The sequence below is a fragment of the Actinosynnema sp. NPDC050801 genome (assembly GCF_040673975.1).
Taxonomy (GTDB): domain Bacteria; phylum Actinomycetota; class Actinomycetes; order Mycobacteriales; family Pseudonocardiaceae; genus Actinosynnema.
Window position 1 is genome coordinate 871546 of the sequence record NZ_JBFAQZ010000001.1, and the last position, 24954, is coordinate 896499.

The window sequence follows — 24954 nt, forward strand, 5'->3', positions numbered from 1 at the left end:
GTTGTCGTTCACTCCCTAGGGGATTAGGGGATGCGCTTGTGACCCTCTCGTCACCCGTGTAGGTACTCCTGTAGTTCGTTCAGGTGAGTGAGGAGGCCTCCGAGTTGCCGTACGTCCTCGGGGTCGACGTGGGCACCACCCGCACCGCGGCGGCCGTGTGCAGGCTGGGCGGCACCGGGCGCGGTGAGCCGGAGCCGGTCGGCCTCGGCGGTCCGGGCGGCGGGGTGGCGTCGGTGCTGCAGCTCACCGCGGACGGCGCGTTCGCGGTCGGCGAGCCCGGTGACCCGCGGTGGACCGCCACCGGCTTCGCCCGGCGGGTCGGCGACCCGGTGCCGGTCGTGCTCGGACCCGCGGCGGACGCCGGCTCCGCCGAGCCGTGCCCGGCGGAGGAGCTGACCGCGCTCATGGTCATGTGGGTGGTCGACCAGGTCACCGCCCGTGAAGGCGAACGCCCCGCGCACGTCGTGCTCGCGCACCCCGCCGGCTGGGGGGCTCACGCGAAGGGGTTGATGCACCGGGCGCTGCGGTCGGTGGGGGTCGAGGCGTCGCTGGTGCCCGAACCCGTCGCGGCGGCCGAGAACCACGCGTTCACCCGGTCGAGCGCACGCTCGCTCGGCGTGTTCAGCCTGGGCAGCCACGGGTTCGGCGCGTCCGCCGTGGGCCGGGGGTTCGAGCTGCTCGCCACCGCCGAAGGGGTCGACCAGGCCGCGGGCGTCGACTTCGACGACGCGGTGTTCTCGCACGTCCGGTCGTCACTCGGGCGTGAGCTGGCCGAACTGGACGCGGACGACCCGCGCACCAGGGGCCTGTTCGGGCGGCTGCGCCGCGACTGCGAGGCGGCCAAGCGGGTGCTGTCCGGCGTGGTGGAGACGTCCGTGCCGGTGCACCTGCCGTCCGGTCGGGTGGACGTGCCGATCACCAGGGCGCAGTTCGAGGACCTGGTCCGCGCCGACGTCGAGCAGGCCGTCTCGGTGTTCGACCGGGTGGTGCTCGGCGCGGGTGGCGTGGAGATGACCGTGCTGGTCGGCGGTAGCGCCCGCATCCCGCTGATCGCGGCGTCCGTGCCCGGCCGCGTGGTGCTGGAGGCGGCGCCCGAGACGTCGGTGGTGAAGGGCGCGGCGTTGGCCGCCCGCCGGCTGGTGGTCGGACCCGACGCCGAGCCCGAGCCGATCGAGACGTCGGTGATGGTGCGCGACGACGACCCGTTGCTGAGGTTCCCCGTCGGTGGCCTGGACGTGCCGGACGCGGAGTTCACCGCGCCGCCGCCCCGGCCGCCCGTCGACATCACACCGCTCGACCTGCCGGAGCGGCGCACCGTGAAGCGCGTCGTGCGCGGGCTCGTGCCGACCGGTGGGCGTCGCGCCCGTGACAGCGAGGATGGCCGTTGAGCCCGAGCACGACCGCGCGCCCGGTGTTGTCCCCGCAGGTCTCGCAGGTCTTGGACGCCGTCGCGGCGGTCGGTTCGGGGACGGCTGGTGCCGGCGCGGCTGGTGCCGCGGTCGGTTCCGCGGCCGACGGTTCCGGCGCGGCGGTGCGGCTCGGTGTCGTCGCGCCTGGCGGGTACGGCAAGACCACCGTGCTGCGGGAGATCGCGCGGGCGTTCGAGGACGCGGGCGCGCGGGCGTCGGTGGTGGACGACGCGCACCTGTTGCCGGACGCCGAACTGCTGTCGCTGCGCTCCCTGGTCGAACGCGGGGACGAGCACGTCGTGGTGGCCTACCGGCCCTGGCCGCGGTCACGCGCGCTGGCGGCGTTGGCCGAGTCGCTGGGCCGGGCGCGGCCGTCGTTGATGCTGGAGCCGTTCACCCGGGACCAGGTGCGGTCGCTGCTGCCCGCGTCCGCGCGGGGACTGGTGGACTTCGTGCACCAGCAGACCGGCGGGGTGCCGCGGTTCGTGCGGCGGCTGGCCGGGTTGACCGCGGCCGAGCTGACGCCCGAGGTGGTGGCGTCGTTCCGGGTCGACCTGGACTGGCTGGACGCCGACGTGCAGAAGTACCTGCTGGCCGCCGAGGCGGGCGCGGCGCTGCGGCTGGACCTGCTCGGCGGGCTGCTCGGGGTCGACGCCGACGCGGTGGGCGACGTGATCGAGGCCGGTCGGGCCACCGGCCTGGTGGCGGCCGACGGGACGTTGCTGCCCGTCGCACGGGCGGCCGTGGCGGCGTTGAGCCGGACCGACCGCCGCATCGCCGTGCGGCAGCGGTTGGCCGAGCTGCAACTGCGGTCCGGCGGTCCGGTGCTCGACCTGGTGCGGCCGTTGATCACCGCGGGCGGTGCGGGCAACCAGGCGGGTGTCGTCGGGCCGGAGATGGCGCAGGCGTTCCGCGCGGCGGCCGACGAGGCGTTGGCCGTCGACCCGGCGTTGGCGGCACGGCTGCTGGCGGCCATCGGCACGGCGGGCGCCGACGTGGCCGTGCGGCGGGCGGTGGCCTCGGCGATGGCGGGCGACCTCGACGCGGCGCTGCGGTTGGCGGACCAGGTGATCTCCAGCGGCGACCGGGAGCACCGGGGCGCGGCGGCGGAGGTCGCCGGGATCGCGCTGGCGCACCGGGGTCAGCTGGCCCGCGGCACCGAGCTGCACCGGTGGTCGTCGAGCTCGACGTCGTCGGCGTTCGCGGTGATCGGCGAGGTCGGGACGGGGCGGTTGCCCGCCGCGGCGCTGCCGGTCGCGCCGCCGACCATGCTCGACGGCGGCGCTTCCCTGATGGCGCGGGGCGTGGTCGAGTCGGTGACGTCGTCCGCGACCACGTCGTTGTCCACCCTGATGCGTGCGGCGGGGCTGCTGGAGCCGGCCGGGCGGGCGGTGCTGCTGCCCGACACGCCGGCTGCGCTGGCCGCGCTGGTGGCATTGCACAGCGGTGAGCCGGGCGTCGCCGAATCGGTGCTGGACCGGGCGATGGCGACGTCGTCGGGCGGTGCGCTGATGGTGGTGCGGCACCGGCTGCTGCGGGCGTGGATCGCGATGCAGCGCGGGAACCTCGCGCAGGCCAGGGAGACGTTGGTGGCGCTGCGCAAGGCCGGTCGGCCGCTGGAGCCGCGCGACTGGCTGTTCGCGGTGGCGCTGGAGATCGGCGTGGCGCGGCGCAACAGCGACCTGGCCACGTTGAAGCGGACGTGGGAGCAGGCGTGCGAGGCGGTGCTGCGGCACCCCGTCGACCTGTTCACGTTCCTGCCGCTGGGCGAGTTCGCCACCGCCGCGGCACGGCTGCGCGACCAGCACCGGTTGGCGCCGCACCTCACCGCGGCGCGGAACCTGTTGCGGGACCTGGGTGATCCGCCGCTGTGGGCCGTGCCGCTGCACTGGAGCGCGCTGCACGCGGCGATCATCGCGGAGGAGACGTCGGTCGCGGAGGAGCACGCAGCGTCGCTGGCGGCGTGCCGTGACCAGAGCCGGTACGCGGGCATCGTGTCGACGGCGGCCGAGAGCTGGCTGGACGTGGTGGCGGGCAAGGTGGACGCCGACCAGGTCGAGGAGTCCGCCCGCGGCCTGCAGGCGGTCGGCCAGTGGTGGGACGCGGCCAGGCTGGCCGGTCAGGCGGCGATACGGACGTCGGACCGCCAGGCGATGGTGCGGTTGCTCGACTGCGCCCGGCTGCTCCAGGGGCGCACCGCGGCGACGACGCGCAAGCAGCCCGAGCCCGCGGTGGAGGCCGACGCGAACAAGCTCAGCGACCGCGAGCGCGAGGTGGCGGAGCTGGTCGTCGGCGGGTTGACCTACAAGCAGGTCGGCGACCGGCTGTTCATCTCGGCGAAGACGGTCGAGCACCACGTGGCCCGGATCCGGCAGAGGTTGGGCTGCACCAGCCGGGCGGAGTTGCTGGACCAGCTCCGCCAGATCGTCGGCTAGCGGGGTCCGCGACCGGCCGGCCGAGCCGGAGCCTGACCGGAGGCCGTCAGGGTGCCGACGACCTCCGGTCGGGTGCGGACGGGGGAAGGGGGACGTCAGTCCCGTTTGGTCGCGTGCAACAGGATGAGGCCGAGCGCGGCGATCACGAAGTTCTGGAACGCGGGCGTCAGACCGTTCCAGTCCTTGGACTGCCACATGAGGAACCACTCACCGCCGATCGCGATGAAGCCGCCGCCGAACAGCAGCGCCTGCATCACCCAGCCCGTGGACGACAGCCGGCGCGCGACCTCCTCGCGGCGCCGCAGCCAGGCCACCAGGCCCGCCAGCAGCACCAGCGCGGTGACCGCCTCCCAGACGATGATCAGCACGTACGCGATGGTCACGACGGTCGGGTCGGTGATCGCGCGCCACGTCGTGTTGGGCGACCCGAAGGTGGTGTCCATGGCCAGCACGTGCTGCACGAACGCGTGGTTGGTCTCGTAGTCGGTGATGTTCCCGAACACCACGAGACCCATGTATAGCGCGGTGATCCCGGTCAGCGCCGCGATCGCGGCTTGCGGGCTCCCCACCCTGGCAAGTGAACGCATGATCTGTAGAACGTAGTCACGATCCGCCGGAAGTCCATGAGAGGAATTCACATGACCAGGCCGTCCATCGACCCCGCGCTCGGCTTGGACCTGGCTCGGGAACGCACCCTGCGCCGCAGGTCAGGGACGGTGACGGTGCTCGTGCCCGCGCACGACGAAGCCGCCACGGTGGCCGAGGTGGTCACCCAGGCCCGGTGCGGTCTGGACCACATGGAGGTTCGGGGTGAGGTCGTGGTGAGCGCCAGCGGCTGCGCCGACGACACCGCCGACGTGGCCCGCGCGGCGGGCGCGACCGTGGTCGAGTCGCCGGCGGGCAAGGGCAACGCGATCGTCCACGGCCTGCGTGCGGCGACCGGCGACGTGGTGTGCCTGGTCGACGGCGACCTGCGCTACTTCGGCGAGCGGACGCTGGTGGAGCTGCTGGTGGGGCCGATCCTCGACGGCCTGGCCGACGTGACGGTGTCCGACCTGTACTGGCGGCCGGTCTACCCGCAGCTGTGGCTGCACGGGTTCTTCGCGCCGCTCGCGGGCAGGCTGTTCCCGGAGATCCTGCCGAAGGTCGGCACCACGCCGTGGTCCGGTCAACGCGCGGCGTTGCGCGAGCTGTGGCCGGAGGAGCTGCCCGAGGGCTTCACCGCCGACCTCGCCCTGCTGCTGCACTGGAACCGGCACGCGGGCCGGATGCGGCCGGTGCTGGCCGACGACTGGACGAACCCGCAGCGGCCGAAGCCGGAGCTGCTGCGGCAGGAGTTCGAGCTCCTCGTCGCCCACGCCGTCGCCGAGGACCGGCCGGTCGACGTGCCGCGGCTGCGGGCGTGGTTCGACCGGGCCCACGACCTGATGGCGGCCTACCGGCCGGGCGTGGACGACCCGCGCCGCTTCGAGCTCGACCTGCTCGACGGCTCGCTCAAGGCCCTCGACCGGTCCCTGCGACACGGCGACCCGGGGCAGGGCGATCAAGGACAGGGCGATCAGGGGCAGGGCGGCTCGTAGTCCAGCTGCGGCAGGTGTTCACGCCACCGCTCCTCCGGCAGCACGCCCTTGGTCTTGGTGCAGATCCGCTCGATCACGTGCTGGAGGTTCAGGTCCCACACCCGCACCGTGCTGTCCGAGCTGGTGGACGCCAACCGCTGGCCGTCCGGGCTGAACGCGATGTCGCGCAGCCCGCCCTCGTGCCCGGTCAGCACCTGGCCGACCGCGGTGGGCCGCCGGACGTCGTGCACGTCCCACAGCCGGATGGTGCGGTCGTCACCGCCGCTGGCCAGCGTCCGCCCGTCCGGGCTGAACGCCACCGTCACCGCGGCCTCGACGTGCCCGGTCAGCGGCGTGCCGATCTGCTTGACCCGGTTCGGCACGGCCATGTCCCACAGCCGGATCGTCCGGTCGTCGCTCGCGGTGACCAGGGTGCGGCCGTCGGGGCTGATGTCGCCCGCCCGGACCGCGCCCGAGTGCCCGGTCAGCGGCTGCCCGAGCGGCTGCGCGGCGGCCGGGTCCGTCACGTTCCACAGCCGCACGGTCTTGTCCGCGCTCGCCGTGACCAGCGTCTTGCCGTCCGGGGTGAACCCGACGTAGTGCACGTACTCCGAGTGGCCGACCAGCGGGCGCCCGAGCGGCTTGGGGTTCGCCGGGTCCGCGATGTCCCACAGCTGCACCGAGGAGTCGTCGGAGCCGGTGGCCAGGACCTCCCCGTCGTGCCGGAACGCCACCGGTGAGCTGTAGCGGGTGCCCACCTCGATCGGCTCGCCCAGCGGTCGCGGTAGGTGCGGGTCGGACAGGTCCCACAGCCGCACCGACTTGTCGCTCACGCTGGCCAGCGTGAGCCCGTCGTCGCTCAACGCGACCGACCACACCCCCGCGCCGTGCGAGAACACCGCGGCCGACGTCGGGTTGCGCGGGTCGCTGCTGTCCCACACCCGGACGGTCTCGTCCTCGCTCGCCGACACCAGGTGGTGGCCCTCGGGGGTGAAGCGGGGGCCGACGGTGCGCGCCGAGTGCCCCACGAGCACGCCCGGCGGCCCCGACCACAACCGCACCACCGAGTCGTGGCTGCCCGTGGCCAGCGTCCGGCCGTCCGGGCTGAACGCCACCGCGTACACGATCCCGTTGCGCCCGGCCAGCGGCTTGCCGACCGGCAGGGGGTGCGCAGGGTCGGTGATGTTCCACATCCGCGTGGTGCCGTCGCCGCCGGCCGAGGCGAGCACCCGGCCGTCCGGGCTGAACGCCACCGACCACACGCCCTCGGTGTGGTCGGTCACCGGGCGGCCGAGCAGCCGGGGCGCGGCCGGGTCGGACATGTCGAACAGCCGCACGCTGTGGTCCTCGCTGCCGGCGGCCAGCAGCCGGTCGTCCGGGCTGAACGCCAGCGAGCGCACGGTGTGGTCGAACCCGGTGATCGGCTCGCCGAGCGGCTCGGGGTGGTGCCGGTCGCGCACGTCGAACACCACGGCGGTCTTGTCGTCACCGCCGGTGACCAGCAGCGAGCCGTCGTGGTTGAACGCCACCGAGCGCACCTGGCCGGTGTGCAGGCCGAGCGGTTCACCCAGCCGCTGCGGCGCGGCCGGGTCGGTCACGTCCCACAGCCGGGCGGTGGTGTCGCCGTTCGCGGTGACCAGCGTCCGGGAGTCCGGGGTGAACGCGAGCAGGTAGACCGTGCCGTTGCCGCCCATCAGCGGCTGGCCCAGCGAGCGCGGGCGCTCGGGGTCGCTGACGTCCCACAGGCGCACGGTCTCGTCGTTGCCCGCGGTGGCCAGCGTCCGGCCGTCCGGGCTGAACACCGCGGAGGTCACCCAACTGCGGTGGCCGGGCAGCGGCGAGCCCAGCGGCTTCGGGTCGTCCGGGTCGCGCAGGTCCCACAGCCGCACCGTCTGGTCGAAGCTCGCCGTGGCGAGGAACTTGCCGTCGGGGGAGTAGGAGGTCAGGTACACCGGCCCGGTGTGCCCGATCAGCGGCTTCGCCAACGGCGAGGTCTGCGTGGACAGCAGCCGGGTCTGCACGTCGCGGTCGTCGGGCCGCATCCGGTGCGCGACCAGGGCCAGCTGTGCCGACAGCGACGGGTCGGACTCCTGCAACCGGTCCGCCTCCGCCACCACCTGCCGGAACACCGCGTCGTCGCGCTGCCGCACGGCCAGCACCGCGGCCGTGGCCGCGATGAGCGCGAGCACGACCACGCTCGCCACCGCCGCGCGCCTGCCCCACGCGGCGCGCCTGCGGTACTGCATCGACACCGCGAGGAAGTCCTGGGCGGTGCCGGTCAGCCCTTCGCGACCGGCCGCGTCCGCCCAGTGCCGGGCCGTCTCCAGCCGCGCGCCCCGGTAGAGCAGCGACGAGTCGCGGTCCTGACCCGCCCACGTCACCGCGTCCTCCTCCAGCCGCTGCCGCAGCAGCTGCCCCTCCCGGTCCTGGTCGATCCAGCTGCGCAGCCGCGGCCACGCCTGCAACAGCGCCTCGTGGGTGATCTCCACCGAGCCCGCGTCGAGCGTGACCAGCCGGGCCCGCGCCAGCACCTCCAGGGCCTCCTCGCCCGCGGCCCGGTTCGACGCCTGCTCGACCAGCTCGTGCCGGGTCGAACGGCGGCGGGTGTCCTGGGTGTCCTCGCCGACGCGCACCAGCCGCAGCAGCAACGGCCGCGCCGCGAGCTGCGCCTCCGGCGCGAGGTCCGCCCACGCCCGCTCCGCCGTGGCGGCGACCGCGCCCTGGATGCCGCCCGCCGAGCGGTAGCCCGCGATGGTCAGCTTGCCCGCCTGCCTGCGCTGCCAGGTCGCCAGCAGGGCGTGCGACAGCAGCGGCAACGCACCCGCGTCGTAGGCGCCCTGCCCTCCCCTGGCCTGTGCCCGCCCGCTGCGCACGCCCAGGTCGCGCAGCATGAGCTCGATCAGCCCCGGCTCCAGTTGCAGGCCCGCCGCCTTCGCCGGCCGCGACACCGCCTCGCGCAGCTCCGCCGACGTCATCGGCCCCAGCACCATCTGCCGGTCCTGCAACGCGTCGGCCAGCTCCGGGAACGCCAGGCAGCGGCCGTAGAAGTCGGCCCGCACGCCCACCAAGACGACCGCGGGCGCCGTGCCGCCGGGCACCGCGGGCGTGCACGCCACGTGCAGCGCCTGCACGAACACCTGCACCCGGTTCTCGTCCGGGGACAGCGTGAACGCCTCCTCGAACTGGTCCACCACGACCACCACCCGGTCGCCGCCGTGCCGCGCCGCGTAGGCCGCGAACGCCGCCCGGATCTGCGCGGCGAACCGCAGCACACCCATCAGCGTCTGCCCGAGGAACGTGTCGGGGCCGTGCCCGGACGCCACCAGGTCCTGGTCCATCCCGTCCAGGGTCAACGCCATGTCCATGATCCCGGCCAATTCCGGGACCTCTCGGATCAATTCCTTCACCGGATCGGCGCCGGGCGTGATGACCACGGCCGGCCAATTCGTCGAACCGGGCAGCGCCAATGCGCCGTCGCGAATGGACGGAATCACGCCCGCGCGCACCAGAGACGATTTACCGGCACCCGAAGCGCCGACCAGCATGACGATTCCGCCGGTTTCCGCCGCACTGCCCAATCGGGACACCAAGGCGGCCGTGCTGCGTTCCCGGCCGAAGAACCAACTGGAATCCTCCGGTTGGAACGCGGCCAGTCCCCGGTACGGGCACACGCCGATCTCGTCGGAGCTCGGCGGGTCCTCCTCGTCGGGCACCGACACGGGGCTGGCCAACGCCTCCTCCCACAGCGCCCGCCACGCGTCCAGGTCGTACAGACCGGTCGCGGGCGGCTGCGGGCGCGACTTGCGCGCCTCGCCGATGAGGATCTCCAGGACTACCGAGAGTGCCGAGAACCGGGCGGGCACGTTGCGCCCGCGGCGCCAGTCGCTGACCCGCTGCGCGGTCGCCCGGACCGGCCGACCGTGCTCGTCGATGCGTCGCGCGCGGCCGACCGACTCGGTCACCTTCTTCAGCGGAGGGTCGCCCGCTTCGGCGTAGAGCAGCGCGAAGCGCTCCGCGAACACGGCACGGGGACCCGACCCCTGACCGGAACCAGCCATCCGCGGCGTGCCTCCTAGAGGTCCGGTGTTCCGGACCGGAAAACCGGATGTGAGCGCGTGAACAGGTCGTTTGCCGACCGGTGGAGCTCTTCTCAGTCCACCCTAACGACTCGCGCTGACAAGCTGACCGGGACGTTCCGGTGACGTCGTCCAAGTTGTGCGAAGGGACCGGTCGAAGTGGTTTCGCAGGCAACTACCGCGAGTGGCAGCTCCATCGTCGCTGAGGGGTCCTGGGGGTCTTCTCAGCGGTGTGCACCGAACCGGCCCGGCCGGTGGAACGGTGCGGCGACCTGTCATGCAGACCGGAGTTGACCCGGTGCGGGCCACGCGTCCGCCGGTCACGGCCCGTGAGGACCGGGCGATCCCCGGTGAAGCACGGGTCTGCCCGATCCTGCGGACGGTGCTCGACGCGAGCGGTCGCGACCGGGCCGAGGTGAGACTGGACCTGTTGGCCAGGCTCGCCGCCCCGGCGCACCACTAGCCGGTGCCCGACCGGTCCCGTGCGGGCGTCGCACAAAGCGGTGCGGCGCGACGGGTCCGAGCGCGTTTCCGTCCGTGTCGCATTTCCGCCGGCCAACGGGTGGCGCGGTGACCGATGCTGGTGCGGTGCACGAAGACGCGGAACGATGTGTCCGGGCCGTGCGGTCGAAAGACGCCCGGTTCGACGGGTGGTTCTTCACCGCGGTCCTGACCACCCGGATCTATTGTCGACCGAGTTGTCCGGTGGTGCCGCCCAAGGTCGAGAACATGCGGTTCTACCCGAGTGCGGCGGCGGCGCAACAAGCCGGATTCCGGGCGTGCAAGAGGTGCCGGCCCGACGCGTCACCGGGTTCGCCGTTGTGGAACCACCGCGCGGACTCGGTGGCGAAGGCCATGCGGTTGATCGCCGACGGCGTGGTGGACCGCGAGGGCGTGCCCGGACTGGCGGCCCGGCTCGGCTACAGCGTGCGGCAGGTCGAACGGCTGCTGCTGGGCGAACTCGGCGCGGGCCCGCTGGCGTTGGCCAGGGCGCAACGCGCGCAGACCGCCCGGCTGCTCATCGAGACCACCGCGCTGCCCATGGCGGAGGTCGCGCAGGCGGCCGGCTTCGCCAGCGTCCGGGCGTTCAACGAGACGGTGCGCGAGGTGTTCGCGCTGTCGCCGACGGACCTGCGCACGCGCAGGCGTCCCGCCGTCGACACGCCCGGCTCGCTGTCGCTGCGGCTGCCGTTCCGCGCGCCGCTGCGCCCGGACAACCTGTTCGGGCACCTCGCGGCGACCGGCGTGCCGGGGGTGGAGGAGTGGCGCGACGGCGCGTACCGGCGCACGCTGCGCCTGCCGCACGGGCACGGGGTGGTGTCGTTGACGCCGCAGGCCGACCACGTGGCGTGCAAGCTGTCGTTGAGCGACCTGCGCGACCTGTCGATCGCCATCGCCCGGTGCCGCCGGATGCTCGACCTCGACGCCGACCCGGTCGCGGTGGACGAGCAGTTGCGCACCGACCCGGTGCTCGCGCCCGTGGTCGACGCGGGACCGGGGCGGCGCGTGCCGGGCACGGTCGACGCCGCCGAGTTCGCCGTGCGCGCGGTGCTCGGGCAGCAGGTGTCCACGGCCGCCGCGCGCACCCACGCCGGTCGGCTGGTGCTCGCCGCGGGCGAGCCGATCACCGACGGCGGGTTGACGCACCTGTTCCCGACGCCGGAGGCGTTGGCGGCGCTGGACCCCGCCGTGCTGGCGATGCCGCAGGCCCGCAAGACCGCGTTCCGGGCGCTGGTGGAGGCCTTGGCCGACGGTTCGCTCGACCTCGGCGTCGGCGCGGACTGGGACAAGGCGCGGGCCGACCTGCTCGCGCTGCCCGGGTTCGGGCCGTGGACGGTCGAGGTGATCGCCATGCGCGCGCTGGGCGACCCCGACGCCTTCATCCCCACCGACCTCGGCATCCGCATCGCCGCCCGGGCCCTCGGCCTGCCCGACACACCCGCCGCCCTCGTGCGGCGTGCCCGGGCGTGGCGCCCTTGGCGGGCGTACGCCGTCCAATACCTCTGGGCCACCGGTGACCACGCGGTCAACCGGCTGCCCGCCTGAAAGGACGTTCGCCGGATGAGCCACACCACCGTCGACAGCCCCGTCGGACCGCTCACGCTGGTCGCGCACGACGACGTGCTGTCCGGCCTCTACATGACACAGCAGCGGCACCGCCCGCCGGACGACTCGTTCGGCCCCGAGGACACCGCGCCGTTCGGGGACGTGATCACGCAGCTGGCCGAGTACTTCGCGGGTACGCGGACCGTGTTCGACCTGCCGCTGGACCCGATCGGGACGCCGTTCCAGCGGACCGTGTGGCGGGCGTTGGCCGAGATCCCGTACGGCGAGACCGTGACGTACGGGGAGCTGGCCCAGCGGCTCGGCCGACCGTCGGCCGCGCGGGCGGTCGGGCTGGCCAACGGCCGCAACCCGATCGGGATCATCGTGCCGTGCCACCGGGTGGTGGGCGCCAACGGCGACCTCACCGGCTACGGCGGCGGGCTGGAGCGCAAGCGGCGGCTGCTCGACTTCGAGCAGGGCTCAACCTCCTACCGACTTCCCCTCTGACCTACCCCCACACAACCGGCGAGTCGAACGCTCAGCGCCCGCGAGTCGAACCTCCAGGACCCCCGAGTCGAACCTCCAGGACCCCCGAATTCCACGTTCCGGACGTGGAACTCGGGGGTCCTGAGCGTTCGACACGCGGGACACGGGGGTTCGACACGCGGGACCTGAGGGTTCGACACGCGGGACCTGAGGGTTCGACACGCGGGACCTGAGGGTTCGACACGCGGGACCTGAAGGTTCGACACGCGAGGCCGACAAGTTCGGTTGTCTTGACAAGAAGAGTTGTCGGTGCGAGGGTGGTGCCATGCTTGACGTGGCAGTGATCGAAGACCCGGCGGTCGCCGAGGTCTCGTTGGACCCGGTACGGGTGAGGTTGTTGGCCGAGCTGGCCGAGCCGAACTCGGCGACCACCCTGGCGGCCAAGGTCGGCCTGCCCCGGCAGAAGGTCAACTACCACCTGCGCACCCTGGAGCAGCACGGCTTGGTCGAGCTGGCCGAGGAACGCCGCAAGGGCAACATGACCGAACGCGTCATGCGCGCCACCGCCGCGTCCTACGTCATCTCCCCGACGGCACTGGCCGCCGTGCAGCCCGACCCCGCGCGAGCGCCCGACCGGCTGTCCGCCCGCTGGCTGCTGGCCGTCGCCGCACGCCTGGTGCGCGACGTCGGCGCGCTCATCACCGGCGCCACCAAGGCGGACAAGAAGGTCGCCACCTTCGCGCTCGACGGCGAGGTCCGCTTCGCCACCGCCGCCGACCGCGCGGCGTTCGCCGAGGAGCTGGCCACCGCCGTCACGACCCTGGTCGCCAAGTACCACGACGAAACCGCGGCAGGCGGACGCGCGCACCGCGTCATCGTCGCCGTCCACCCCAGCATCCCGAAGGAATGACCATGGGTCACCCGTTCGAAGGCGTCAACGAGGTCCGGCTGGACGGCATCACGCCGGAGCAGGTCTGGGAGGCCATCGCCACCGGCCCCGGCATCGACTCCTGGTTCATGGGCTCCAACGACGTCGAGCCCGGCGCGGTCGTCCGACAGGCCTTCGGCGGCTACCAGCCCGCCCACCCGGTCACCGCCTGGGAACCCGGCAAGCACCTGGCCTACGGCGGCGAGAAGGCGCCCGACGGCCGGTTCGTCGCCTACGAGTTCCTGATCGAGGGCCGCGACCAGGGCAGCACGGTCTTGCGCATGGTGGCGAGCGGCTTCCTGCCCGGCGACGACTGGGAGGACGAGTTCGAGGCCATGACCGCGGGCGGCGAGATGTTCTGGCAGACCCTCGTCACCTACCTGCGCCACTTCGCCGGCCGCACCGCGCGGCCGGTCACCGCTTTCGGCCCGCCCGTGGCGGACTGGCCCGGGATGTGGGTGGACCTCGGCCGCAAGCTCGGCCTCGACACCGCGCCCGCGACCGGCGACCGGGTCACGCTCGACGGCGAGGGCGGCGTCGTCTACTTCGCCAACGCCCAGACCGTCGGCATCCGCACCGCCGGCGCGATGTACCGCTTTTTCCAGGGACGTCCCGGCGTCCTGATCGCCATGCACCACGTGTTCACCGACGACCACCGCGACGAGCGGACCTGGTCGACCTGGATGGGAGACCTGGCATGACCACCCTGCACGCCAAGGAAATCCGCGACGGGATCCACCCCGAGGTCGACCGCCGGACCCGCGGCGGAACGCGAGCCGGCACCACCAGGCTCCTGCTCGGCTGCGGCGTCCTGGCCGGTCCGCTCTACCTGGTCACCGGTTTCGCGCAGGCGTTCACCCGCGAGGGCTTCGACCTCACCCGGCACCCGCTCAGCTTCCTCTCCCTCGGTGACGGCGGTTGGGTGCAGATCACCAACTTCGTCCTCACCGGACTGCTGTTCCTGGCCGCCGCGGTCGGCGCGCACCGCACCGGGCTGGTCGGCCGGTGGGCGCCGGTGCTGATCGGGGTGTTCGCGGTGGGCATGGTCGCCGGCGGCGTGTTCGTGGCCGACCCGGCGTTCGGCTTCCCGGCCGGCGCGCCCGCGGGTCAGGCCGCGGAGCTGTCGTGGCACGGGGTGCTGCACGGCGTGGCGTTCTTCGTCGCGTTCCCCGCGCTGGTGGCGTCGTTCTTCGTGCTGGCGAGGAAGTTGACCGGTCCGTGGGCACGGGCGAGCGTCGCCGCGGGCGTGCTGTCGCTCGCGCCGATGCCCTTCCTGGGCACCGGTTCCGGCACGGTGCTGCTGTACGGCGGCGCCGTCGTGGGTTGGCTGTGGGTGTCCGCCGTCGCGGCGAAGCTGCGCTCCGAGGTCTGAGGGACTGATGACGGTGGGACAGGTTGTCTCCGAGGACGGCACCGCGATCGCCTACACGCGCATCGGGTCCGGACCGCCGTTGATCATCGTGGACGGCGCGCTGTGCCACCGCGCCTTCGGGCCCGCGACGGCCCTGGCCAAGTCGTTGGCCGAGCACTTCACCGTCTACACCTACGACCGGCGCGGCCGGGGCGAGAGCGGCCGGGGCGAGAGCGGCGGCGGCGCACCGCACGACGTGGACCGCGAGGTCGAGGACGTCGCCGCGCTGATCGCGGAGGCGGGCGGGTCGGCGCACCTGTTCGGCATGTCCTCCGGCGGCACGCTGGTCGCCGAGGCGGCGCACCGGGGCGTGGCGGCCGAGCGGATCGCGATCTACGAGTCGCCGATGATCGTCGACGACACCCACCCACCCATGGCCGCGGACCTGCCGGAGCGCATCGAGCGCGCGGTCGCGGAGGGACGCCGGGGCGACGCGGTGAAGCTGTTCATGCGCTCCGTCGGCACGCCGGGCTTCTTCGTCGCGGTGCTCCAGGTGATGCCGCCGTGGAAGAAGCTCAAGGCCGTCGCGCACACGTTGTCTCACGACTTCGCGCTGGTCGGCGAGTTCCAGCGGGGCACGCCGCCGCCCGCCGACCGGTGGGCCGGCGCCGAGGTGCCCGCACTGGTGATCGCGGGCGGCAAGAGCCCCGAGTACATGCGCAACGCGCAACGGTTCCTGGCCTCGGCCCTGCCGCAGGGCGAGCTGACCGTCCTGTCCGGACAGACGCACGTGGTCAAGGCCGCGGCGACGGCGCCGGTGCTGGTCGAGTTCTTCCGGCGCTGACGCCGCCGGGCGTCGGACCCACGCGACCGGGTGGTGGTCGAGGACGTCCTCGACCACCACCCGGTCGCGCGGACGGCTTCAGGGCTTGCGGCCCACCGCACCCGCGATGCAGTAGCTCACCGCGTCGAGCTCCTTGAGCCGCGGGCCGTCCGGCCACCAGTCCGCGCAGATGACCAGACCCGGCTCGACCAGCTCCAAGCCGTCGAACAGCTCCCGCAGCGCGCCCATCGTGATGAACCGCCCGCTGCCCATCGGCGAGTGCAGGAACGTGTCCTCCATCCGCCGCGCGATGGCGGAGTGCTCCTCGGTCTCCGGGTCGAGGAAGTGGGAGACCGCCACGTACGAGCCGGACGGCAGGGCCTCGATGTACTCCGCCATGATCTCGGCCGACGTGGGCGAGTCGCCGTTGTAGTGGTGCATCGTGCCCAGCTGGAACAGCGCCACCGGCTCGCTGAAGTCGATGTGCCTGCGCACGACCTCGTCGTTCAGGATCTCCTGCGGCTTGAAGATGTCGGCCGCGGAGAAGTGCGTCTGGTCGTTCTCCTCCAGCAGCGCCCGGCCGTGGGCCAGTACCACCGGGTCGTTGTCGACGTACACCACTCGGGCATCCGGGTTGATCCGCTGGGCCACCTGGTGGGTGTTCTCCGCGGTGGGCAGTCCGGACCCGCAGTCGAGGAACTGGTTGATACCCGTCTGGCTCGCGACGAACCGGGTGACGCGGATCAGGAAGCTGCGGTTGTCCACGGCCAACGTGGTCGCCTCGGGCGCGACCTGCTGGACCCGCCGCAACACTTCGCGGTCGATCTCGTAGTTGTCCTTGCCGTTGAGGAAGGCGTCGTAGACCCTGGCGATGCTGGCCTTGGTGGTGTCGATGTAGACGGGGGCGGCGGCGTCCGAGGACGTACCCGGCATTGTGGTGACCTCGCATTACGGGGAAGGGGGTTGATCTCTTGTGCACCGCGTCACAGTCCGGTCAGCGTAAGGGTATGGGCTCAACGCGTTAGTGAACGTCGTACCTCTGACCGGGCAAGATCATGGGTGTACGTTCAGTGACGATGCGAGTCGGGCCTCCTCGGGCACAACCGCTGTTCGGGTGGGACAGGCACGACGGGTCTGGAGGATCGGCGATGGCGGGTGGCGGGTCCACGCCGGAGAGGGAAAGCGGTCCCACCGCGCTGCGGATCGTGCTCGGCGCCCAGTTGCGCAGGCTGCGCGAGGCCGTCGAGATCAGCCGGGCGGACGCGGGTTACGCCATCCGCGGCTCGGAGTCGAAGATCAGCCGGATGGAGCTCGGCCGCGTCGGCCTCAAAGAGCGCGACGTGAGCGACCTGCTGACCATGTACGGCGTCGACGACCCGGACGAGCGGACGAAGTTCCTCGACATGGTCCGCCGCTCGAACTCGCCGGGGTGGTGGCACCGCTACACCGACCTGATGCCGGACTGGTTCCAGGACTACGTGGGCCTGGAGGAGGCGGCGTCGCGGATCCTGATCTACGAGACGCAGTTCGTGCCCGGTCTGCTCCAGACCGAGGAGTACGCGACGGCGATCTCCAGCCACGGCAGGCCGGAGCTGGTGACCCCGGAGGTGCGGCGGCGGGTCGCGCTGCGGATGAACCGGCAGAAGATCCTGGCCCGGTCGGGAGCGCCGAGGGTGTGGGCGGTGATGGACGAGTCGGTGCTCTACCGGACCATCGGCGACCGCCAGGTCCTGGTCAACCAGATCGAATACTTGCTCAGCGTGACCAAGGACGGTCCCGTCACCCTTCAGATCGTGCCGTTCCCGCTGGGCGGCTACGCGGCGAAAGGCCCCTTCGCGATGCTGCGGTTCGGCGAGCCCGACCTGCCGGACATCGTCTACCTCGAACACCTCGCCGGTGCCCTCTACCTGGACAAACTCGAAGAGCTGGAGATCTACAGCCGGGTGTTCGACCGGCTCACGGTCGATGCCGAGACACCCGACCGGAGCCGGCAGATGCTCGCCAAGCGGCGGGCGGAACTCTGATCTTCGTCCTTACGGGCGAAGTTCACGCTCCGCATCTGCACGTGCATTTACCCGTGCACCACCCGGTGCTACGGTCCGTGCACAACCGGATGCACGTGCAGATGCATCTCAGGCTTGGAGGGTGTTGTCGATGGCCACCAAGGTTTTCAACGGCATGTCCGCGGCCGACCTGAACGGCGTCACGTGGACGAAGAGCTCCTACAGCGACGCGATCGGCAACTGCGTGGAGTTCGCCGTCCTCGACGGCGGCGACGTCGCCATGCGCAACTCCCGGTTCCCCGAAGGCCCCGCGCTCGTCTACACGCGAGCGGAGATGGCCGCGTTCGTGGCGGGGGCCCGGGACGGGGAGTTCGATGACTTCGTCGACTGACCACCCCTCCCGCACCACGTTCCAGCTGCGCGAGTTGATCGCGCGCGGGTTCCAATTCCTCCACCCCCGTGACGCCAGGGGGGAGCTGGCGGCGGTGGTGGGCGTGCGGGCGCACGACGCCGTCATCGACGTCGTGCGACTGCACACCGAGGACGACGTGGTCGCCATGCGGATGCCCGCCGACGAGGCGAACCTCATGTCTCCCAGTCGGTTCTCGTGGCGCCGTCGCGGACCGGCCACGCACGTGCTCGAAGAACTGCTCGACCTGCCCGACGACGATCAGGCACCGTAAGGCTTCCCGTCCGCGTCCGCGGTGGCGGACGGGACGAGAGGGTTGGCGCCCTCTCACGGCGAACCTGACCTGGAGACGCAGCGGGAGTCGACTCCGCGCCAGACGATGTCGACGCCACGCTCGGAGCGCAACTCCGTGTTCGTCGCGTTTCGGTGCGGAGGCCGAGGTCGGCTTCGGTCTCCGCACCGGCCACACCGCCGCCCCCGGGGCACCGGCTCAGGGGCGGCGCAGTCCGCTCAGCACGATGTCCAGGCCGCGCCGGAACTCGATGTCCGGCGTGATCGTCCGGGCCGAGGCGGCGGTTTCGGCCAGCAGCGGGTAGTGCTCGCCCAGGTCCGACATCGAGTCGGTGCCCAGGCCCGCCAACGGACTCCGGTGCTCGATCTCGGTCGCGCCGATCAGGTAGCCGAGCACCGCGCGCAGCGCGATCACCCGTTGTTCCCCGGTGAACCCGGCGCGGGTCAGCACCGCGAGCACGGCCTCGCCCCAGCGCAGCAGGCTCGGGCACCGGTGCCGGTGCGCCATGGTGAGCGGAACCGCGTTGGGGTGCGCGGCGATCGCCGCGCGGATCCTCTCGACCAGGACCGTGATCTGCTTGTCCCACAACGCTTTCGGCGGTTCCATGTCCACTCCGGACACCATGTGCTCGACCGCCAGCGCCTCCAGCTCGTCCCGGTCGGCGACGTACCGGTACAGCGACATCGTCCCCATGCCCAACTCCGCCGCGACGGCGCGCATCGACAGCGCCGCCAGGCCGTCGCGGTCCAGGACGGCGAGCGTGGCGGCGGCGAGCGCGGACGTGGTCAGCGACTTGGGACGCGGCATGACGCTTGACAGCGTACAAGTTACGCGCAAACCTGTAGGAGTACAGTGCACGCTTACGAACGTCGAGGGGGAAACGTGAAGGTCAGCGCACGTGAGTGGGAAGCCGTGCTCGGCGGCGCGGTGCGGGTGCCCGACCCGGACCGCCTGGTGCACCTCCAGTTCCGCCGCTTCGCCGGCTGCCCGGTGTGCAACCTGCACCTGCGGTCGATCGTCCAGCGGCACGACGAGATCACCGCGCACGGCATCACCGAGGTGGTCGTGTTCCACTCCACGGCGGCGGACCTGCGCCCGCACGTCGCCGACCTGCCGTTCGCCGTGGTCGGCGACCCGGAGAAGAGGTTGTACGTGGAGTTCGGCGTGGAGTCCAAGCCGCGCTCGGTGCTCGACCCGCGCGCGTGGGGCGCGATCACGCGCGGCGTGGCCCAGGCCGTCGGCCCCCTGCTGCGCGGCCGTCGTCCACTGCCCAGGACGGCGGGTGGACGGCTCGGCCTGCCCGCCGACTTCCTCATCGCGCCGGACGGCTCGGTCGTCGCGGAGAAGCGAGGACAACACGCCTACGACCAGTGGTCGGTGGACGAACTGCTCGCCCGTGCACAGCCTCTGAGCAGCAAGAACTGAGTTGTCCACAGGGTTGTCCCCAGCTGTGGACGGCTCGAACACGCGTTCGACTTTGCGGAGTCGGCACCCCGAGGACGTCCTCCACCAGGTGGGCGTCCACCCCGTGGAGGACGTCCGGTCGGTCGCTAGTCGATCAGCAGCGGGAGTGACTGCACGCCGGTGAGGTTCGGCGAGGGCATGAACGTCGGCCTGCGGTCGGGGTCCGTGCGCAGCCGCGGGAAGCGGTCCAGCAGGACGTCGAGCGCGAGCCGGCCCTCCAGCCGGGCCAGCGGCGCCCCGAGGCAGAAGTGCACGCCGCGGCCGAAACCCAGGTGCGGGTTGGGGTCGCGGGTGAGGTCGAAGACGTCGGGGTCGGTGAACCGGCGCGGATCGCGGTTGGCCGCGCCGATCCACAGCAGCAGCATCTGGTCGGCGGGCACCTCGACGCCGCCGAGCACCTCCGGCTTGTTCGTGACCCGCGCGAGCGCCGCGAACGGGGTGAGGAACCGCAGCGACTCCTCGATGGCCGACGGGATGAGCGCGCGGTTCCCGCGCACCGCCGCGAGCTGGTCCGGGTTCGCGTCCAGGCACAGCACGGTGTTGCCCAGCAGCATGGTGGTCGTGATGTGGCCCGCCACGAGCAGGATGCTCGCGAAGTTCACCACCTGCGCGTCGGTCAGGCGTTCACCGTCCACTTCGGCCTGGACCAGGTCGTTGAGCAACCCGGGGCGAGGGCTGCGGCGGCACTGCGCGGCGTGCTCCCCCAGGTAGTCCAGCATCGGCTGGAAGCTCTCGACGCGGTCACGCAGCTCTTCCTGCTGCTTGGCCGCGTCGTCGTTGAGCGAGAACTGGTTGGTGCTCTCGAACAGCTTGTCGACCCACAGCTTGAACAGGTGGCGGTCGCTGCTCGGCACGCCGAGCAGGTCGGCGATCACGATCACCGGCAGCGGGTAGGCCAGGTCGCGGACCAGCTCGAAGTCGTCACCGCTGACGTCGTCGAGGAGTTCGCCGGTCAGCTCGGTGATGCGCGTTGCGAGGTCGGCCACGACCTTCGGCGTGAACGCGTGGGTGACCAGGCGGCGCAGCTTGCGGTGGTCCGGCGGGTCCATCTGGATGAGGTTGCCGGCGGTCAGCGTGTCGTCCACGGCGGGCAGCAGCCGGGTCGTGTCGGACGAGAACCGGGCCCAGTCACCCAGGACCTCGACGGTCTCGTCGTAGCCGTTGACGTTCCAGAAGCCCAGCTCCTCGTCGTACCCCACGACGTGGCCGGGCCGTTCTCCGCGCAGCCAGAACTGCTGCGGGTTGGTGTCCCACATGGTCGTTCCCCCAAGGCGTTGTGGTCGATGTGGCACCACTATGGCACCTACATGGCACCTATGCAAGCCATGGTGATGCCAGTGTGGCGTAGGTGTGTTAGTGGCATGACACCCGACCAGATGAAATTGTGGTTCGATGAGACCAATGGTCCATTTCGGAACGTGACGCATCGCTGTGATCGTTTTCTGGTTCGCTCGCGCCAGGCGGAATAACGCAGCCAGTGGCACACGTGCGCGGGAATCTTCGATGCGCTGACCGGATGGCTCGTACACGGCATCTGACCTGCGGATATCATGTATGTCGCGGTGTCACCCGTAATTTTGCGGGTCAGTGCCGAAGTGGTGACTCGAACGGCCTAGTGAAGTGATCTGTGGCGATGTGTAGTGAAGTGCCGTGCAGCTTCACTTCGATCCGGCAATGCCTTGCCAAGCCGTCGCCCTTCAGTGCAAGATTCCCGCCATGGATTTTCGTGCCCTGCCCGACGGGCAGTGGTCGCCGGTGCCCGAGCTGCCCGGCATCCCCGAAGCACTGCGCGGTGAAGGCGCCTACCTGCCGCCACCGCTGCCCTCGGACCTCGCGCTGCCCGCGGCGACCTACCGCAGGTGCGCCGAGGCCGAGCACGCGCTCGGTCGGCTCGACGAGGCGGCCGACCGGCTGGGCGTGCGATCCGCGCTCGTCAGGTCGACCCAGGTCCGTGACGCGAACAGCTCAGCCGGCCTGTCCGGGGTCGTCGTGGGTCTGCGCGAGACGTTCGCGGCGGACCTGCTGGCGTCCCAGGAGGGCCCGCCGCCCGCGGACAGCGCCGCGCCGTCCCAGCTCGTCGCGCCGTTCCTGCGGGCCTGCGACCACGGGGTGGCTCGGGTCCGCGGCGGTGCGGCGGTGGACGCCGAACTGGTCGCCGAGGTCGCCGCCATCATGACCGGCGGCAGGCCGGGACGCCGCCTGCAGGACGTGCTGCGCGACGCGCCCGGCCGGCTGGGCGTCAGCGACGAGCGCGCCTACCTGCTGACCGCGACCGGCGCGCACCTGGTCGCGTTGCTGGAGCAGTGGTCGACCTGGGTGCGCGAGGAGGACGAGCAGCCGAGGATCGCCAAGATCGCGCTCGCGCACTACCAGCTTGAGGTGCTGCAACCGTTCCCGACCGCCAACGGCCACGTGGCGCGCACGTTCTCGACGCTGGAGATGGTGCGGTGCGGGTTGGTGCGCGACCAGGTGCTGCCGCTGTCGGTGTGGCTGGACACCGCCCTGGACGAGTACCAGCGCCAGATCCGCGCGGTGGTCGACACCGGTCGGGTGGACCGCTGGGTCGACTTCTTCGCCACCGCCGTGCGCGACCAGGCGTTGGCGCAGCTGCGGCTGATCGGCCACCTGGAGGCGTTGGCCGCCGACTACGCCGCGCGGTTGCCGCGCAGGGGGAAGCTGCCGCTGGTGGCGGCCGAGCTGATCGGCTTCCCCGTGGTGGACCACCGGTCGCTGCGCACGCGCTACGGCGTGACCGCAAAGGCCGCCACCGACCTCACCGCCCGCCTGGTCGAGCTGGGCGTCCTCGTCCAGTGGGAGTTCCGCGGCTACCGCCGGGTGTTCCTGTGCCGGGACGTGCTGCGCCTGCTCGCCGACAACGCCGACACCACCGCCTGACCCACCACTACCCGGAAGAGCGCGACGACACCGATGAGCACACCTCCCGACCGACCGCCACCCCGATGCCGCCGTGCCGGCTGCCGCAGGCGGGACTGCCGCCGACGGCACCGCTCAGGCGTCCTGCCGCGGATCCGCCTCGTGGCCGGCCTGCTGATCCAGGTCGGCGTGGCCCTGGTCCACCTGTTCCGGGACTGACTCCAGTTCGGACACCAGGTCGCGCACCCGTTGCGCCGCACCGTCATCGGTCCCGATGAGCAGCGCGAGCGCGCGGTTGAACCGCCGGTGCGCCACGGCCCGGTCGCCCGCCAGCCACAAGGCCCGGCCAAGCAGGGTCAGGCACCCGGCCCGTTCGGCGGCCACCGATCCCCCCGGGTCGGGCAGGTCGTCGAACACCTTGTCCGCCCGGGACAGGTAGTTGATCGCGGAGTCGAACCGGCCCACCTCGATCATCAACGAGCCGAGGTGGGTCAGCGCTCGCGCGGTGCCCGGCCGGTCGTCGTGCAGGAGGTAGAGCTCCAGCACCTCGTCGGCGCACCCGACGACCTTGTGCAGCCGGCCCTGGGCGCGGTAGGTGGCGGCCAGGTCGTGCAGCGCCTGCGCGGCGGCGTCCGGGTCGTCGTCGCGCAGGCGGTGGATCGCCAACTCCCGCATCCCGGCGACGGCGGCCAGGCGGAGCGCTCCCCGCTCGCGCAGGGCGTGCGCGGCCCGGCGGAAGCCCGTGGCCAGGAGCAGGGACGTGGGCAGCGCGGTGGCGAGCTCGGCTCCGACGGCGAGCACGTCGCGCGCCCACGTCTCGTCCGCGTCCGGGGGGACCACCGGCCACACGTCGGTGAACAACGCGACCGCGGCCTCCGGTTCGGCCACCGCGACGCGGAGGGTGGCGAGGACCTCGTCGCGGTGGGCGTCGAACCAGGCGTGCCCGGAGGTCTGCCGGGCGGCCGGCAGGTCTCGGCGCAACCGCGCGACCGCGTGCCGTGGCTCGTCGCTCACCTGGTGCCATCCTTCCGCGTCCCCGGGTCGGTGGACCGACCTCCGGGTGGTGGACCACTGGTCTCATCGCTGTGCGACGTCACTTGATCACGAGTGTCAACCAAACGGGTGAGGCCGAACACCGCTGAAGTAGCGGACTCTCGGCGGAACCGGTCACACGTGCGCGGGACGGGGACACCACGGACCGTCATCACCGCTGCGTGGAGACGACCTCGAACAGGTCGTCGAACTGCATCGGGGCGAGCGCCGTCAACGCGCCGCCGATGAACGCCGGGCCGGGCTGGAGGTGGCCGCTGAGCACGCGGGCGACCGTGGAGCGGTTGACGTCCATGGCCTTCGCCAGCGCGTAGTCCGACTCGAACCCGGCGAGCCGGGCGGCCTTGGTGAAGACGTCGGTGCGGAGCTTGATCGTGTTCGGCATGGCCCGCCTCGTGTTGTGCGCACCCAACGCATGTTGTGGCACCACAACGGTATCAGTGAGTTGTGCTCACACGACCGGCGTTGTGCTGGCACAACGTGCAGGTCAGGGCTAACCTGGGGGGAGCGCGCAACGAACGTTGCGCGCGCGCACGTAACATGGCCGGATGACCACAGACGAGAGTGCGGACTCGCCCTGGTGGGACTTCGTGCAACGCCAACTGGACGACCGCGGGATGTCCACAGCGGACCTGGCCGAGAAGACGGGTCTGGACCGAAGTCGTTTCACCGAGTGGCGGCGGGGCAAGGGCGCATCACTCGACACCGCCCGCCTGGTCGCCAAGGCGTTCGGCATGAGCCCCTTGGAGGTGATGGTGAAGGCGCAACTCATCAGCGCCCAGGAGGCAAGCCTGAACCGGGCCAGTCCTGATCCGGCGCAGCTGACGGACCAACAACTGCTGGCCGAACTGGGCCGCCGCCTCAAGCGTTCGCCCTGAGGCGGTTCCGATCGGAAAACCCCGGCGCGTTGTCGAGGCCCATTCGGCTTCGGCAACGCGCCGGGGTTGTATCCGGAGGGCTGTTCCGTACAGGGCGGTTCTCCCACCCGGCCTCCGCTGTACCGGCCTGGAGCGGCAGTTCTATTCGATTTCGACGGACCGATGTGCGTCGCCTTCGCGTGCCGCCTTGGGGCCGACCGCTCGGCACCTCCCGACCGCACGGGACCGACGGTCGCCGACAGGCACGTCGAGAGCCGAGCGGGCCGCCGAAGTCGGGGTTGCGGCCCTGACCCGAGCGCTATCGTGATCGTCTTGGTCTCAAGCCCTCGTGGAGGACTCGTGGACGGCGTGCTCAGATACCGCATCCTGCACGTCAGCCGGCGAGAGGTCGGCGACCACGCCTCCACGGCGGCGAGCCGGCAGAACCTCGACACGGGCGTGATCGAGCGACTGGCCGACCGCGACAACACCGCGGAGGCCGTCTGCGACACGTGCGGCGCGAAACTGCTGATCACCGCCCAGTCCGACGCCGAGGTGGAGCGGCAGGAGCTCCGGCACCGGCGGTTCCACCGGCTGTGGCCGTTGTTGAGCCTGCTCGCCGCCGCCTGTGGCGTCTGGCTGGTGACGATCCTCCGTGCCGAGGACAGCTCGACGATCCCGTTCCTCCTGGCCGCCGCCGCGTTCCTCTCCCTGGCCGTGCTGACGGTGCTGAGCCTGGTCTCGGCCCCCGCCCGCGGCCAGTTCCCGCTGCGCGTCGAACGCGCCGACTACGGCCCCGACGGCTCCGCGAACCACCTGGCCGCGCCGGTCACCGACGAGCGGGACACCGACGAGCGGGACACCGGCGCCTGACCGCGTCAACGTGTCACCC

General features: G+C 72.0%; 24 protein-coding genes. 17 read left to right on the forward strand and 7 right to left on the reverse strand.

The features are described from left to right. Positions 1 to 83: 83 nt before the first annotated feature. Positions 84 to 1388, forward strand: coding sequence for an Hsp70 family protein (locus AB0K14_RS04390; RefSeq protein ID WP_360458035.1), 1305 nt, complete (start codon positions 84 to 86; stop codon positions 1386 to 1388). Beyond that, the gene (locus AB0K14_RS04395; protein ID WP_360458033.1) at positions 1385 to 3844 is read left to right on the forward strand and encodes a LuxR C-terminal-related transcriptional regulator; all 2460 of its coding nucleotides are present in this window, start codon (positions 1385 to 1387) and stop codon (positions 3842 to 3844) included. The genes AB0K14_RS04390 and AB0K14_RS04395 overlap by 4 nt, the downstream gene beginning before the upstream one ends. A 95-nt stretch (positions 3845 to 3939) precedes the next feature. On the opposite strand, the gene AB0K14_RS04400 is transcribed toward AB0K14_RS04395, so the two are convergent. After that, positions 3940 to 4413: a DUF2165 domain-containing protein gene (locus tag AB0K14_RS04400; RefSeq protein WP_360458030.1), complete on the reverse strand. Its 474-nt coding sequence runs from the start codon at positions 4411 to 4413 to the stop codon at positions 3940 to 3942. A 69-nt stretch (positions 4414 to 4482) separates the two neighbouring features. On the opposite strand from AB0K14_RS04400, the gene AB0K14_RS04405 reads away from it, so the two are divergent. Continuing rightward, a complete protein-coding gene (locus AB0K14_RS04405) occupies positions 4483 to 5424 on the forward strand; it encodes a glycosyltransferase (RefSeq protein ID WP_360458027.1) in 942 nt (313 codons plus the stop codon). On the opposite strand, the gene AB0K14_RS04410 is transcribed toward AB0K14_RS04405, so the two are convergent. Then, positions 5403 to 9461 (reverse strand): AAA family ATPase, encoded by a 4059-nt coding sequence (locus tag AB0K14_RS04410; RefSeq protein WP_360458024.1) that lies wholly within the window; start codon positions 9459 to 9461, stop codon positions 5403 to 5405. The two genes, AB0K14_RS04405 and AB0K14_RS04410, sit on opposite strands and share 22 nt — an antisense overlap. Before the next feature lie 295 nt (positions 9462 to 9756). On the opposite strand from AB0K14_RS04410, the gene AB0K14_RS04415 reads away from it, so the two are divergent. From AB0K14_RS04415 to AB0K14_RS04445, 7 genes are all read left to right on the forward strand, one after another. Continuing rightward, entirely contained in the window at positions 9757 to 9942 is a 186-nt protein-coding gene (locus tag AB0K14_RS04415) for a hypothetical protein (RefSeq protein ID WP_360458021.1), read from the forward strand. A gap of 125 nt (positions 9943 to 10067) precedes the next feature. After that, positions 10068 to 11525 carry an AlkA N-terminal domain-containing protein gene (locus AB0K14_RS04420; RefSeq protein WP_360458290.1) on the forward strand — a complete coding sequence of 486 codons (1458 nt, stop codon included), beginning with the start codon at positions 10068 to 10070 and terminating at the stop codon, positions 11523 to 11525. A 15-nt stretch (positions 11526 to 11540) separates the two neighbouring features. Continuing rightward, a complete protein-coding gene (locus AB0K14_RS04425; RefSeq protein WP_360458018.1) occupies positions 11541 to 12032 on the forward strand; it encodes a methylated-DNA--[protein]-cysteine S-methyltransferase in 492 nt (163 codons plus the stop codon). 304 nt (positions 12033 to 12336) lie between these two features. Next, positions 12337 to 12921, forward strand: a complete 585-nt coding sequence (locus AB0K14_RS04430) for a helix-turn-helix domain-containing protein (protein WP_360458015.1) — start codon at positions 12337 to 12339, stop codon at positions 12919 to 12921. Between the two features lie 2 nt (positions 12922 to 12923). After that, positions 12924 to 13640 carry an SRPBCC domain-containing protein gene (locus tag AB0K14_RS04435; RefSeq protein WP_360458012.1) on the forward strand — a complete coding sequence of 239 codons (717 nt, stop codon included), beginning with the start codon at positions 12924 to 12926 and terminating at the stop codon, positions 13638 to 13640. Continuing rightward, a complete protein-coding gene (locus tag AB0K14_RS04440; protein ID WP_360458009.1) occupies positions 13637 to 14311 on the forward strand; it encodes a DUF998 domain-containing protein in 675 nt (224 codons plus the stop codon). Before AB0K14_RS04435 ends, AB0K14_RS04440 begins: the two co-directional genes overlap by 4 nt. 13 nt (positions 14312 to 14324) lie before the next feature. Further along, positions 14325 to 15134 (forward strand): alpha/beta hydrolase, encoded by an 810-nt coding sequence (locus AB0K14_RS04445; protein ID WP_360458287.1) that lies wholly within the window; start codon positions 14325 to 14327, stop codon positions 15132 to 15134. Between the two features lie 78 nt (positions 15135 to 15212). Here AB0K14_RS04445 and AB0K14_RS04450 read toward each other — a convergent pair whose 3' ends face one another. After that, on the reverse strand, positions 15213 to 16046 hold the full coding sequence (locus AB0K14_RS04450; RefSeq protein WP_360461883.1) for an SAM-dependent methyltransferase: 834 nt from the start codon (positions 16044 to 16046) through the stop codon (positions 15213 to 15215). A 215-nt stretch (positions 16047 to 16261) separates the two neighbouring features. Here AB0K14_RS04450 and AB0K14_RS04455 point away from each other — a divergent pair, with 215 nt between their 5' ends. From AB0K14_RS04455 to AB0K14_RS04465, 3 genes are all read left to right on the forward strand, one after another. After that, complete coding sequence (locus tag AB0K14_RS04455; protein ID WP_360461880.1) at positions 16262 to 17137, forward strand: helix-turn-helix transcriptional regulator; 876 nt, start codon at positions 16262 to 16264, stop codon at positions 17135 to 17137. 130 nt (positions 17138 to 17267) lie between these two features. After that, positions 17268 to 17507: a DUF397 domain-containing protein gene (locus AB0K14_RS04460; RefSeq protein ID WP_360461877.1), complete on the forward strand. Its 240-nt coding sequence runs from the start codon at positions 17268 to 17270 to the stop codon at positions 17505 to 17507. Further along, the gene (locus tag AB0K14_RS04465; protein WP_360461874.1) at positions 17491 to 17799 is read left to right on the forward strand and encodes a hypothetical protein; all 309 of its coding nucleotides are present in this window, start codon (positions 17491 to 17493) and stop codon (positions 17797 to 17799) included. The genes AB0K14_RS04460 and AB0K14_RS04465 overlap by 17 nt, the downstream gene beginning before the upstream one ends. A gap of 216 nt (positions 17800 to 18015) precedes the next feature. Here AB0K14_RS04465 and AB0K14_RS04470 read toward each other — a convergent pair whose 3' ends face one another. Next, positions 18016 to 18624: a TetR/AcrR family transcriptional regulator C-terminal domain-containing protein gene (locus AB0K14_RS04470; RefSeq protein WP_360461871.1), complete on the reverse strand. Its 609-nt coding sequence runs from the start codon at positions 18622 to 18624 to the stop codon at positions 18016 to 18018. A 75-nt stretch (positions 18625 to 18699) separates the two neighbouring features. Here AB0K14_RS04470 and AB0K14_RS04475 point away from each other — a divergent pair, with 75 nt between their 5' ends. Further along, positions 18700 to 19242: a peroxiredoxin-like family protein gene (locus AB0K14_RS04475; RefSeq protein ID WP_360461868.1), complete on the forward strand. Its 543-nt coding sequence runs from the start codon at positions 18700 to 18702 to the stop codon at positions 19240 to 19242. Between the two features lie 125 nt (positions 19243 to 19367). On the opposite strand, the gene AB0K14_RS04480 is transcribed toward AB0K14_RS04475, so the two are convergent. Beyond that, on the reverse strand, positions 19368 to 20537 hold the full coding sequence (locus tag AB0K14_RS04480) for a cytochrome P450 (RefSeq protein WP_360461865.1): 1170 nt from the start codon (positions 20535 to 20537) through the stop codon (positions 19368 to 19370). Between the two features lie 460 nt (positions 20538 to 20997). Here AB0K14_RS04480 and AB0K14_RS04485 point away from each other — a divergent pair, with 460 nt between their 5' ends. Then, positions 20998 to 22176: a Fic family protein gene (locus AB0K14_RS04485; RefSeq protein ID WP_360461861.1), complete on the forward strand. Its 1179-nt coding sequence runs from the start codon at positions 20998 to 21000 to the stop codon at positions 22174 to 22176. Between the two features lie 114 nt (positions 22177 to 22290). On the opposite strand, the gene AB0K14_RS04490 is transcribed toward AB0K14_RS04485, so the two are convergent. After that, positions 22291 to 23169, reverse strand: a complete 879-nt coding sequence (locus AB0K14_RS04490) for a tetratricopeptide repeat protein (protein ID WP_360461858.1) — start codon at positions 23167 to 23169, stop codon at positions 22291 to 22293. Positions 23170 to 23359: 190 nt separating this feature from the next. Beyond that, complete coding sequence (locus AB0K14_RS04495; RefSeq protein ID WP_360461856.1) at positions 23360 to 23590, reverse strand: transcriptional regulator; 231 nt, start codon at positions 23588 to 23590, stop codon at positions 23360 to 23362. Positions 23591 to 23753: 163 nt separating this feature from the next. On the opposite strand from AB0K14_RS04495, the gene AB0K14_RS04500 reads away from it, so the two are divergent. Together AB0K14_RS04500 and AB0K14_RS04505 are read left to right on the forward strand one after the other, a co-directional pair. Then, positions 23754 to 24083 (forward strand): helix-turn-helix transcriptional regulator, encoded by a 330-nt coding sequence (locus AB0K14_RS04500; protein WP_360461853.1) that lies wholly within the window; start codon positions 23754 to 23756, stop codon positions 24081 to 24083. A 339-nt stretch (positions 24084 to 24422) separates the two neighbouring features. After that, positions 24423 to 24935 carry a hypothetical protein gene (locus AB0K14_RS04505; protein WP_360461850.1) on the forward strand — a complete coding sequence of 171 codons (513 nt, stop codon included), beginning with the start codon at positions 24423 to 24425 and terminating at the stop codon, positions 24933 to 24935. Positions 24936 to 24954: the final 19 nt, after the last annotated feature.